The 12,917-nt window shown below is 39.5% G+C and carries 10 protein-coding genes and 1 tRNA gene; 4 read left to right on the forward strand and 7 right to left on the reverse strand.

Translation table 11 applies throughout. From position 1 onward, the window contains the following. The 7 genes from BP621_RS02215 to BP621_RS02245 all read right to left on the reverse strand — a co-directional run. On the reverse strand, window positions 1-454 hold a 454-nt coding region (locus BP621_RS02215; protein ID WP_292387731.1), incomplete at its 3' end, for a protease inhibitor I9 family protein. Window positions 455-1,181: 727 nt separating this feature from the next. Further along, on the reverse strand, window positions 1,182-2,780 hold the full coding sequence (locus BP621_RS02220) for a PKD domain-containing protein (protein WP_292387732.1): 1,599 nt from the start codon (window positions 2,778-2,780) through the stop codon (window positions 1,182-1,184). 809 nt (window positions 2,781-3,589) lie between these two features. Beyond that, complete coding sequence (locus BP621_RS02225) at window positions 3,590-5,143, reverse strand: PKD domain-containing protein (protein WP_292387733.1); 1,554 nt, start codon at window positions 5,141-5,143, stop codon at window positions 3,590-3,592. Window positions 5,144-5,765: 622 nt separating this feature from the next. Further along, window positions 5,766-5,840: transfer RNA gene (locus BP621_RS02230), tRNA-Pro, on the reverse strand. 155 nt (window positions 5,841-5,995) lie between these two features. Next, window positions 5,996-6,547 (reverse strand): UbiX family flavin prenyltransferase, encoded by a 552-nt coding sequence (locus BP621_RS02235; RefSeq protein ID WP_292387734.1) that lies wholly within the window; start codon window positions 6,545-6,547, stop codon window positions 5,996-5,998. Window positions 6,548-6,673: 126 nt separating this feature from the next. Next, the gene (locus tag BP621_RS02240; protein WP_292387735.1) at window positions 6,674-7,063 is read right to left on the reverse strand and encodes a hypothetical protein; all 390 of its coding nucleotides are present in this window, start codon (window positions 7,061-7,063) and stop codon (window positions 6,674-6,676) included. A 158-nt stretch (window positions 7,064-7,221) separates the two neighbouring features. Continuing rightward, window positions 7,222-8,418: an HD domain-containing protein gene (locus BP621_RS02245; protein WP_292387736.1), complete on the reverse strand. Its 1,197-nt coding sequence runs from the start codon at window positions 8,416-8,418 to the stop codon at window positions 7,222-7,224. Window positions 8,419-8,531: 113 nt separating this feature from the next. Here BP621_RS02245 and cofD point away from each other — a divergent pair, with 113 nt between their 5' ends. The 4 genes from cofD (at window position 8,532) to dph2 (ending at window position 12,878) form a co-directional block, all read left to right on the forward strand. After that, window positions 8,532-9,461 (forward strand): 2-phospho-L-lactate transferase, encoded by a 930-nt coding sequence (cofD, locus tag BP621_RS02250; RefSeq protein WP_292387737.1) that lies wholly within the window; start codon window positions 8,532-8,534, stop codon window positions 9,459-9,461. 382 nt (window positions 9,462-9,843) lie between these two features. Then, complete coding sequence (locus tag BP621_RS02255; protein WP_292387738.1) at window positions 9,844-10,989, forward strand: FmdE family protein; 1,146 nt, start codon at window positions 9,844-9,846, stop codon at window positions 10,987-10,989. Window positions 10,990-11,317: 328 nt separating this feature from the next. Continuing rightward, a complete protein-coding gene (gene hpt / locus BP621_RS02260; RefSeq protein ID WP_292387739.1) occupies window positions 11,318-11,890 on the forward strand; it encodes a hypoxanthine/guanine phosphoribosyltransferase in 573 nt (190 codons plus the stop codon). After that, entirely contained in the window at window positions 11,871-12,878 is a 1,008-nt protein-coding gene (gene dph2 / locus BP621_RS02265) for a diphthamide biosynthesis enzyme Dph2 (RefSeq protein WP_292387740.1), read from the forward strand. Before hpt ends, dph2 begins: the two co-directional genes overlap by 20 nt. Window positions 12,879-12,917: the final 39 nt, after the last annotated feature.

The raw sequence follows: 12,917 nt of genomic DNA on the forward strand, positions 1-12,917 counted from the left end.
CTATCTTGACAACTTGATCAAGCTCAACACTCGAAACGTCATTTCTGTTGGCAAGAGAAGCTATAACTGCAGGGGTTACCTTGGCTGCTACAGCATTAACAATGTGTAGGCGTTTTATATCCTTTACATTGTTTTTTGATTTCTCATTCTCTAGATACTTTACAATATCTTTTTGACTGTCCTCGACTTTAGATTTCTCAGCAGCAGTTTTAAATCCGAGCTTCTGATTTGGTAACATTACAATTACTGGAACTAGTTCAGTCTCTGAAGCGTCTCCAAGTTTAGAAGACAAACTCGCTGAAATCTTATCATTTGAGTTTATACTGGGAGCCAAGTTTGTATCTTCAGCCAGAGCGGTGAATGAAAACAAAGATAAAAATAACAATGATGTGCAGATAACACATAATAGTTCAGAAACCGCTTTTTTTGAAGGCTTCCGGATTTCTTTTTCCACCTATTCACACTCCTTTTCAAAATTATTCTTTATCAGTCAGGGGAATGACTTTCTGTAACAAAATCATTTGTGTTTTCAGACCCTGCGTCCAAGAATATTACAATAACTAATTTTTAGTGACTATGTTTTTATTTCTAATGCGCAGGAGCTCAACTTTATTACAGAATATAGAACCCCTATAGAGATAGGTGTCCAAATATAAAATACTTCTGAGTTTGAAATGACTAATATTTAATTTAATATCTAGATATGCTCAAAAAAAGACGATTTATATATATTTAGTTGTATTAAATTTTACAAAAAGTACCTTTCAATATAAAAGATCAGAAAAGTCAAATTCTGGAATAGCGGCCCAAAAATACCAACAAAGCCGTTTTTTAAGTTAAATATCGGACTGTCGAGCCAGTACAAATTTCCGTCTAAAAAATACCTCTACCTTGTCAAGTCCACGATTTTGATTTGGAGTTGGGTTTTATTTGGAACTATTTGGCTAGATAAATCGAAAAAACGAATTTTTACCTGTTAGTAAAAAGAAATGTAATAAGGAAGATATTTACTCTTAATTGAGTGAATATGAAATACTTTCTCATTTTGTATAACTTTCTTCCCAAGACTTCTACTTTAGCTGTTATACTCCAACCATTCATACTTTTATTATTTGAACTTTATTATCCATTAAAGTCTAATCACTCAAAGTTTAATAGCCGTTCTTTCCAAGCTAAGTTCTTTACTTGCTTTTCGAGACTATGATATATCCAGAAATTGTTTTGGTGTTGCTTCCTCTTGTATTCTTTACTGTTAAGCTGACAGTGTATTTTCCTGCCTTGCTATATGTGTGTGCAGGATTCTTCTGGGTTGAATATGTTCCATCTCCAAAACTCCATTTCCATAAAGTTGGTGAGCCTGTACTTTTGTCAGTAAACTGTACCTTCAGTGGGGATTTTCCTGAGGTGGGAGCTGCCGAAAAGGCAGCAATTGGTTTTTGTGGAGCTGTTTTTACAGTTATATAGTTCTTTATTGTTTTCGTGTTTGTCCCGGCAGCGTTTGTTACTTTTAAACTGACAGTATAATTTCCTGCTTTACTGTATGTGTGTGCAGGATTCTTCTGGGTTGAATATGTTCCGTCTCCAAAACTCCATTTCCATGATGTGGGTGCTCCTGTGCTTTTGTCCGTAAAACTGACTTTCAGCGGCATAATTCCTGAAGTTGGGGATGCAGAGAAAGCAGCAACAGGTGTTTTTTCATTTTCTAACGTCAGAACATATATACTATTTTTTCCTCCTCTATCAGACCAGAAAGCAATCTTTTTGCCATCTGGACTCCACACTGGAAATGAATCCGATGCTGAATCAGATGTTAACTGCACTTTATTTTTTCCGTTGGCATTCATAACCCATATATCTTTACTGCCAGTCTTATCCGATACAAATACGATTCTACTTCCATCAGGTGAAAACATAGGAGAATTATCACTTGCCGAATCTGAGGTAAGTTGAGTTTTACCGGTGCCGTCAGCTTTTATAGTATATATTTCCGAGTTTTCATCTTCATAATATGATTCATTTTTCCCGGCATAGTATACTATTTTTGAACCATCCGGAGACCATATCTGTGACTGCTTGGATTGAGTTTGATGGACAATTAATCCAGGCCGAAAACTGGTTAAATCTTTACCTATCTTTCCAATGTCAATATAATAGTCAATGTCAGCCGGTCCGTGCGCACAGATTACTATTTTTGATGCATCGGGCGACAGGGCGATGCCGTTAGCAATGCCCACATTTCCGAGATTGTGTTTATCGGACCCGTCTGAGTCCATTTCCCAATAAGAGCCCCCGATCTCTTCATAAACCTCAGCGTAGAGTATTTTTGAACCTGTAGGAAACCAGGTGTATATATAATAATATCTGTACCAAATAGTATCAAGCAACTGGTTTTTTCCTGTCCCATTTGCATTCATTATCCATAAATCACTAGTGGGTCCAGCATCGTCATCGTATCGATTTTCAATGTATGAAATTTTGCTTCCATCGGGAGACCATGCGTAGCTGGATGTAAAATTATCTCCATTATTATATCCATTTATAGAGGTGAGCCTCTTTTCCCCTGTGCCATCAGAAAACACCTTATACAGCCCATTTCCCCGTGAGAAAAGAATTTCTTTCCCGTCTGGAGACCAAACCGGATTTGAATTAGACGCAACATTGGATGCCACCTTTGTTAATTTCTCAGCTTCCAGGTCATCAGCTACTGCTACGTTTGATGTCATAATCACTAGGATATTAAGAATTATTGACAGATATACTACTCTTGGATCAATTTTCACGATATTCCCTCACTTTCACAAGTACAGATCTTCTTATTTTCATAAACCCCAGCCGGAGAATTCTGTCCTGCCAGCGAAGGATTACCTACTTCCCTTATCTTAGGTTCATAAAAATAACCAAGAGAACCTGCTGTATTTCCAGGTTGTTTGCCAGGCTAAAGTCCACTGAACAACAAGATTTTTCATATATCTTCAATTGCAATAAATATCAAAAATGTTACTTAGAAACAGCATTTCCTCTAAGCTAGATGTTGAAAACTCTGTATGTACCTTATGTTGGTAACCATTTCAGAGCGGCCAGTTTCTTTACCTGAGTATGAATTATTCATCCCCCTTTTGCCCATATGTGCCATTTATGTAGCACCAGATATAACGCTACAAAATATACATTCTCAAAATATCTTATGTGTAATTTAATATATATATTTTTCTGTAATATATTTATATTCATAGCTAAATTATTTAATCTGTATTATACTCGTTATAATGTATGTTTCTATAATTATGTCTTATATGTTTAGATATAAGGAATAATTATAATCTTAGTTTGTCATAGAGATATGAAGCTGATTTTTGTTTTAAAAAGTAATATTACACCAACTTCTTGTAAATTTCCTTCTTTTTGCTGGAGTCTTCAAAAAAGAAATATATAAAAAATGGGCCCTTAAAGTCAGTTATTGAAAACCGCAATAAAGATAACTTTCAAATCTGGCAAAATAAGGGCAACGTGGCTGTTTTGTCATATCTTAAAAATAATTTCCCCACACCCTTTAGCCTTGACCTTCTATCGTTTTCTCAATAGAAAGTATTCATTTTTTGGAAACTGTAATATATCCGGCCATAGTTTTAGTGTTGCTTCCTTTTGTATTCTTTACCGTTAAGCTTACAGTATATTTTCCTGCTTTGCTGTATGTGTGCGCTGGACTCTTAGATGTTGAATATGTTCCATCTCCGAAACTCCATTTCCATGAAGTAGGCGAGCCTGTACTTTTGTCAGTAAACTGCACCTTCAATGGGGTTTTTCCTGATCTTGGAGACGCTGAAAACGCAGCAACAGGTTTTGTGGGGGCGGCATTTACAGTTATGTAATTCTTTATTGTTTTCGTACTTGTTCCAGCCGCATTCTTTACTGTTAAGCTGACGGTATATTTTCCTGCTTTGTTATATGTATATACAGGATTCTTAACTGTTGAAGTTTTTCCATCTCCAAAGTTCCATTTCCAGTTAGTCGGGGATTTTGAGCTTTTATCCATGAACTTGACTTTCAATGGCGCATTTCCTGACGTTGGGGATGCAGAGAAATCAGCAATGGGTTTGTTTCCGTCTTCTAAAGTAAGAGTGTATATACCAAGATCTCCTCCCCTCTCAGAGTAAAAAGCAATTTTTTTGCCATCAGGACTCCACTCTGGGTATGAATCCGTTGCTGAATCTGTTGTTAACTGCACTTTGTTTTTCCCATCTGTATCCATGACCCATATATCTTCATTTCCACTTTTGTCAGACAGATATACAATTTTTTTACCATCGGGTGAAAAAATGGGATTTTCATCATTTGCCGAATCTGATGTGAGTTGAGTTTTTCCGGTTCCATCGGTTTTTATGGTATAAATGTCTGAGTTTCCATTTTCATCGGAATAGTACACGATTTTTTTACCATTCGGGGACCATACTTCTGGTTGCCAGGATTGGGTTTGTGGGAATATGCTCCCATTGGTTAGATAATAACCACTATTTTGATTCAAACTTTGGACGTATATTTCCTGTGGATACTCCCAGTCCCAGTTCGTACATAATATCTTTGACGCATCAGGTGACACGGCAATTGCGCCATTAACATTAACACCAATTTCATGGTTGTTTGAGCCGTCTGAATTAATTTCATAAAGCGAACCGATATTATCAACGCCACTGACATAGGCTATTTTTGAACTTGAAGGGAACCAACTGTATATATAGAAAAACAAATTACTGACTGGATTTAATAACTGAGTTTTTTTAGTTCCATCTGCGTTCATCAGCGATAGGTCATACGATCCAACTTCATCTGTAAATTGATAGTACGAAATCTTGCTCCCATCTGGAGACCATGTATAGCCGCCGTATGTATCGGATGCTAATTTCTTTTCTCCTGAACCATCTGAAAATACTTTGTATAAATTTGCCCCATAATTCCCTGCACCCTTTGCGAAAAGGATTTCTTTCCCATTTGGAGACCAGACGGGATTTGAATCAGATGCAACATTGGATGCCACCTTTGTTAACTTTCCAGCTTCTAAGGTGCCAGCTGCTGCTACATTTGATGCCATAACTATTAGGAAAGTAAAAACGATTGACAGATAAACTAATTTTGGATTAATTTTCACTTATATACCCTCCTTTTAATAAGTATTCTTATTTTTGATAGAACTCTGAGAGTCAGATCATTTTGCTCTTCCAAGAAAAGACCATTTTTCTTTAACATTTGACATTTAATTTAAATCAAATTCTCGGCACTGCCTTTTATTCCAATTATAAAATTAAATACAGTTTTGAGAACGCCTGTTAAACTGTGTTTCTCTATTTTTATTTTAAGGCAAATAAAATAAATAGGTAGGATTCCCCACTAATCTTTAAACCTTTCCATTTTATTATATCTTTTTATAAAAATTTTCTAATTGATATAACTTTAATAGGGATCTGGCGTGAATAAAGTGAACCCGTGTAGAAACTGCAGTGTCTTTAGACACAAAAAATAAAAAGAATGCCTTTAGAATTTCAACTCCGCGCAAATAAATTAAAAAACCAAATTGTAAATTAAGTTCCCGAAAATTGTAAGGAGAACAATTATACTTAAATTTGCCCAAAAAGTAGATTTCCTCTTTTACGGAATTTGATCAATTACTCATATCCATTACGTAAAAGTAGTACGGGAGAGAAGGAAATCGGAAAAACATAAATTTCAAAAATGAAAGTTCTAAAAAAGGAGCATCAGAAAAAATATGTAAATGGGATAGCGCGGATTTGAACCGCGGTCCAAGCGTCCCAAACGCTCGAGGATGGACCAAGCTACCCTACTATCCCAAGGGGTACGTCCTCTCAAATGAGATTATCCTTTATATAGCTTTCGTTAGAACATGTGCATGTCATGCATTCTTTAAAAAAATCTTTTTAAAAAATTAAAATTCTTTCTGCCTGAGATTTCCAGAATTTCAGATTTTTCCCTGAAGTTGTTCTCTTTACTTCCAGCGGTGATAGATTTCGTTTTCTATTCCTAGCAGGTCCAGTGCCCTTCCCACCATCGTATCTATCAGATCTTCAAGGTTTCTGGGCCGCGAATAAAAACCCGGGCAGGCTGGAAGGATGCTTGCCCCTGCTCTTTTAGCCTTAAGCATGTTTTCGATGTGTATCAGGTTAAGTGGAGTTTCCCGGGTCATCAGGATAAGTTTTCTCTCCTCTTTAAGGCAGACATCTGCGGCTCTTGTAAGAAGGGTATCGGATACCCCATTTGCCACGGCTGCAAGGGTTTTCATGCTGCAAGGAGCGATAACCATTCCTTCTGTTCTGTAAGAGCCACTGGCTATTGGTGCTGAAAAATCTTTCTGGGCATAGCTCCAGGTTGCAAGCTTCTCCACTGATTCGGGAGTATAATCAGTCTCAATCTTTATTATCTGGCTTGCGGCATCTGTCAAAACCAGGTGGGTTTTAATTCCTTTTTCCGCCAGTACTTCAAGAAGGCGAATTCCATACTGGACCCCTGAGGCTCCGCTGATTCCTACCGTTATCTCCATTTTATCCTGCCGTTAATGTTCCTGCTGGTACTTCATTACTCATCTCTATGCGGTTATTTCCATTATTAGTCTTTATGCCGTTACCCCTATTATTCTCTCTAGGCCGCTATTATTATTCTCTATGCATTATTTCAAATCTTTATCTTGCCCTTTCAGTTCGTCTCCTTTTTCGTAAAAGGCAATGAAGCTTTCAACCATTTCCCCTGCGGCTGAGACTATATCCCTTATTTCTTCAGGGCTGATATTATCCTGGTGTATTCCAACAACAAGTACCGAGGTCTTCCTTGTGGCCCTGCTCACCTGCCTTGCCCCATCCAGGGCAAGATATTCCTCACGGTGTCCGAGCATTGTTATCACTGACGAACTTGCTCTCTGGCTTTTCTCATCAAAAAGCCCTACGGCAACAGCTCCCACATGTTCCTCTCCGCCTGTAAGAGTCAACAGGTAATCCTCTCCTACCTTTTTCGCATCAAGTACAATTTCAACTTTCCCCACTTTCCGTTTTATCTGAAACAAGTTCCTACCTCGGCCTTGAAAATCCAAAAAAATCCTGTTTTTCCCTTTAAGTTTTTTTAAACTTCCGTCTTATTTTTCTTTTTTTGATTCCCTTTTTTGAATTTTTAATTTCCTTTTTAAAATTTTCTTATTTCTAATTTTTGTTATTCAATTCAACTTCAGAGATCACTCAGTTTAAACTGTTTTATGGGTTTTTTAACGTCAAAATAGTCTCTAGCGGCCTTTCCAACGACTTCACAGTGCTCTTTCGGGCTATATACTCCCATTCTCCAGTTATCCATATGGGCTTCCTGCAAAATGGATACGAAATGGGAAGCCTCGTTAAGAGGGATCATTTTGTGGTCAGTTTTTATCATGGCCTGCATTTCCAACATTTCAGGCGTCTTAGGAATGTCCACAAGTACATATTCTGGGTCAACCCCAGCTTGCTCCGCAATTTCTTTTTCTACCCTTCGGATTCGGTCGCGGTGCCTGAGTACAGCTTTTCCTACGTCTGCAAGGCCTACATATAAGGCCCGTTTATAGAGTTTACGTGCATCCAGCAAGCGTGAAAGTTCTCCTGCATATCCGGCTGCTTTTCGCATGGATGCAACAAGATCTATATCGTCCATATACCTGAGCCTAAACGGATCGAGCTCGTTATTTTCAATCATATACTCCACTGCTCTGGAACACATAGCTTCCGAGATCCTGGTTACATGATGATAGTAAACCGATGTGTTCATCCAGAAACGTGAAACCAGAAGAGATTCGGCAGCTTTTAATCCACCATAATCTACAACGAGCCTATCCTCATAAAAATTCATCTTCTTTATAAGGCGATTATAATCCACGACCCCAAAGGCCACACCTGTATAATGAGCGTCCCGAACAAGATAGTCCATTCGGTCCACATCAATCTCGCTGCTGAGGATCTGCCCCAGAGAAGTTTCTCCTTTTATATGTTTTACGAGATTTCCGGGAGAAAGTCCATATTTGCTCAGGACTTCTATGATTTCTCCTTTTCCCAGGATTTCCTTTACATCGTCATGCCTGCACCGCGTGTATTTGTCAATAACGTTTTCGGTAACATGAGAAAAAGGTCCATGACCTACATCGTGCAGAAGAGCAGCAGCTTTTATTTCGGTTTTCCTGTCCTCTTCAATCGAGTCGAGACTCCTGCTTAGCGTGGAGGCAAGATGCATTGTTCCAAGAGAGTGTTCAAAACGCGAATGATTTGCTCCTGGGTAGACAAGGTTCGAAAATCCGAGCTGCTTTACCCTCCTGAGGCGTTGCATCTGGGGAGTAGAAAGAAGGTCCTGAGCTAAATCATCCAGCTCGATGTAGCCATGTACAGAATCAAGGACAACCTTCATTATTCTTTAAACAGATTTCATTATATATTGCTGTTACTACTACTCTGATACTGTACATTTTGCAGAATGCCTACTACCCGAAAGTTTAAAAGAAAGCCGAATAAGGTATTATCATGATTATATTTTCAGGCGGCACCGGAACTCCAAAGCTCCTTGATGGACTCAAGGAAATCCTCCCCGCGGAGGAACTGACCGTTGTTGTAAACACTGCCGAAGACCTATGGGTTTCGGGAAATCTGATTTGTCCTGACCTGGATACAGTACTCTATCTATTCTCAGACCAGATCGACCGAAAAAGATGGTGGGGCATAAAAGAAGACACCTTTCTGACTTATGAGCGTATGCAGAAACTGGGCATCACCGAAAGCATGAAACTTGGGGACTGTGACAGAGCAACCCATATAATTCGCTCGAATTTTATCCGGAGTGGAATCTCCCTTACAGACGCGACTTTAGAACTTGCGTCCATTTTTGGAATTGATGCAACGATTTTGCCCATGTCTGATGATCCTGTTTCCACTTATATAGAAACTCCTGAAGCAACTATCCATTTTCAGGATTTCTGGATCGGGAAACGTGGAGAACCCGAAGTTCTGGGTGTTGATATAACCGGAGTTTCCGAAGCTTCAATCTCTCCAAAGGTACTCGAAGCCTTGGAAAATGACGACAACGTCCTGATAGGGCCAAGTAATCCGATCACGAGTATAGGACCTATTATTTCCCTTCCAGGCATGAAAGATCTGCTTCAAAAGAAAAAAGTTGTGGCAGTCAGCCCAATAATTGGCAATGCTCCTGTAAGCGGACCTGCCGGGAAACTCATGCAGGCCTGCGGGCTTGAGGTCTCTTCAATGGGAGTTGCGGAATATTACCAGGATTTCCTGGACGTCTTTGTTTTCGATGAACGGGATCAGGCAGACGAATTCGCGTTTGAAAGGCTTGGATGCCGTGCTACCCGTGCCGACACCTTGATGACTTCAACTGAAAAAAGCAAGGAGCTGGCAGAGTTAGTAGTAGGGTTGTTTGATACTATTGTCTGTCCTTAATTTTTCCTATTTTAACACATTCATTAGTTTTTCACTATTTTTTATTTTTACTAAATAATCTTACTAAACACTATTAATTTTTACTAATTTTTCTTTTTACTATTTTCTTGTTTTTATTCTCTTTACTCTTTTTTTTAAATTTCTTTATACTGCTCTATCCTGCTTATTTCTTGCTTCATATTTCCTTTTTTATATATTTCTTAATCTATTTTCAGCGTTAATGGAATTCGAAAGTTATATGTGATACTTTTATTCTTATTATTAACACTAAAAAATACTATACTAAGATTTTATTTTATTTATTAAATAACATTTTCTGGCGAGTATTATTTTTATGGCCAGAATACGAAGATATCGGTTTAATTAATATGGAGAAAAAAGCATGATAGGAGAAGGTGTGATGAATATAAAGAGAATACCAGCTAAATTCATATATCTCATTTTCTTGGCAGCCCTCGTTTTTTCTCTGGGGTCTGTTCCAGGGATGGCAGATGAAAGTTATAACTCGAGTTTGATGGGTCAGGTCTTTGCTGCAGCCGAAGCAGATCTTGGAGTTGTCGGGCCAGAACACACACTTATTATTACAGATATAGGCTCTCCTGCAGGATCTTATGTTTTCCTGGACGATTTCTACTCAGAATTTTATGATAGGGACCTTCTGTACACAAAAAATCTCCTTACTGTTCAGAACTCAAGGAACAGCCCCCTCTGGTTTGCATTCTTCGATAAATGCAGCGGAAATTGTACTTATATCGAGGTTTCCTATGAAAACGAAAGTAAAATTAGCTACAAGGTAACAGAAAACATAAACTTTGGTACACTTTCGAAAACCCCGAAATCAAGAGCTATGTGGAGTGAAAAGGTAAATAAAACGGTATTTGACGGGCGCGAGTTTGCTATTCTTACGACTTCGAACGGCTGGGCTACTGGGAAGCTCGATTATGAACTTATGCAATGCCTGGAACTGCACAATCATTTCTGCCCAGGGGTTTCCAGTGGTTACGTGCTTGCAAACTGGATGGAAGAAAATTACCCGCTTAAAGAAGGCGTGGGTTATACGGTTTTCTCCTGCCCTAACTGGTGCAAAGACGATGTTTTCGTAAAGCGCTGGGATGTGACTCCGGGCACAGGAGGGATCCGGGTATCTTCATTGACAGATGACGAAAAAGAAGCTCTTGGAGGTTCTCCTGCAGGTATTTTCGTGGTCACGGATAAAAACGCCGGAACTATGAAGGCAGTAGTACTCGGGTTTGACTTTGATGTTGTCAATGCGAAATGTGGCGCAAAAGACGATGATCCAGGATGGGTCTCGAAATATTTAGCTGATCTCTGGCTTATGGACAGGGAAAACTGGAATACAGAGGGACTTGTCTCGGTAATTTCAGTGATGGATATTGATGAAGCCACCCTGAACGAAATGAAGCAGGCAGATAACAATCCTTATGTGGTTCTCGGGCTGCTTGATCCGACAGAGAATACTGATCCCTCAAAAAATGGAGCTCATGGAACAGGCAACTCGACTAATTGATCTAAACCCACACAAAAAGTTCAATTATTTGTATTTTGAGGATTTCAGTAATTCTCATACTTTCCTTTTTCTCTTCCTTTTCTATTCTTTTGTTTTTCCGACATTTTCCTGAAATTTGTCTACTCTTTTTCTGGAATATTCAGATCTTCGGCCTTGTAACTGTTACATGCATCTGGATTACAGGATAGGGTTATAGAATTCTTTATTACCTAAACGGAATTCCTTATTTATAACACATGAGTCTTTATTATCAGAACAGGACTCCTTATTAATAATATAATTCCTTACTTACAGGAAATATCGCAACAGCCAACAAAGAGTTAGTACCATGCTTGAAAAACTGAAAACCTCACTCATTAATTCTCCTGTGATCAAACGAGGAGAATACAATTACTTTATCCATCCAATCTCTGATGGTGTACCATCCATAGATCCCCATATGGTTGAAGAGATCGCCGAATATATTCTCCAGATTACTGATATTAAAAAAGTTGACACTATTCTTACCATCGAGGCCATGGGCATTCCTGTAGCAAATGCTCTCTCTCTGAAAACGGGAATTCCTCTGACCATTGTTCGAAAGCGTCCTTATTTCCTTGACGGAGAAGTAGAACTGTCTCAGAGTACAGGGTATTCGAAAGGAGCTCTCTACATAAACGGGCTCAAGAAAGGGGACAGAGTTATTATCGTGGACGATGTGATCAGTACTGGCGGAACGCTGATAGCACTCGTAAAAGCCCTGAAAACTATGGGTGTAGAAATTCTGGATGTAATTTCCGTTATCGGCCGTGGGACTGGCTGTTTACAATTAAAAGAGCATGGAGTTGAGCCCAAAATTCTCGTTACAATCGACGTGAGCGAGAAAGGCGTGGAGATCAAGAATGTCTTTGGGAACGAGTGACGCGTTTGACTTAAGGCCTGAATATATTATCAGTGTGATAAATAAACTGGGCGCAAAATCCATAGGTTTCCAATTTCCTGAGGGACTTAAAAGGAAAGGTCCAGAGCTCGCAAAAAAAGTTGAAGAAGCTACCGGGGCTGAGATTATCATCTCCGGAGACCCCTGCTTTGGTGCGTGCGACCTGGATAAAACCTTGCTCGAGCAGGTTGATATTCTTTTCCACTTTGGGCATGCCGAACTGGAGGATACAAAACTTTCCGAAAAGGTCTATTTCATAGAAACGCGTTCTGCAGTTGATATCCGGCCGGTCGTTGAAAAGGCTATCCCTGAACTTAAGGGACAGGTTATAGGGCTGATTACTACTGTCCAGCACGTCCATAAGCTCCCTGAGGCCTGCGTTGTCTTGGAGGCAAATGGAAAGACCTGTGTAATAGGGCATGGTGACTCCAGGCTTGCATATCCGGGCCAAGTACTCGGCTGCAATTTTTCGGTAGCAAGGAACGAGGTATGTGACGAATACCTGTATATCGGAAGCGGAGATTTCCATCCTTTAGGTGTGTCTCTTTCCACAAAAAAGCGGGTTCTTGCAGCTGATCCTTTTTCCGGGGAGATTCGCGAAGTAGATCCTTCAAGAATTCTTCGCCAGCGGAGCGCGGTGATTGCAAAGTCCCTGGATGCGGAGGTTTTCGGGATAATAGTCTCAAGCAAAAACGGACAGGAAAGAATGGGGTTGGCTTTCTCTTTGAAAGCGCTTGCGAGAAAGCACGGAAAAGAGGCGCATCTTATTCTGATTGATCTTGTCACTCCGGATCAGCTTCTTCAGTTCAAAGTAGATGCTTTCGTTAATACTGCCTGCCCGAGGCTTGCAATCGATGAGGTTGGGCGTTTTCCCTCCCCGATGCTTACACCCCAGGAATTTGAGATCGTGCTTGGAGAAAGGGACTGGGAAAAACTGGTGCTCGATGAAATTACCGAGGAGCCTGTATAATTTATTATTGTTGGGAAAGTCTGGATAATAAAAGTCTGG

The sequence above is a fragment of the Methanosarcina sp. UBA5 genome, assembly GCF_002505485.1.
In the GTDB taxonomy this organism is placed as follows: domain Archaea; phylum Halobacteriota; class Methanosarcinia; order Methanosarcinales; family Methanosarcinaceae; genus Methanosarcina.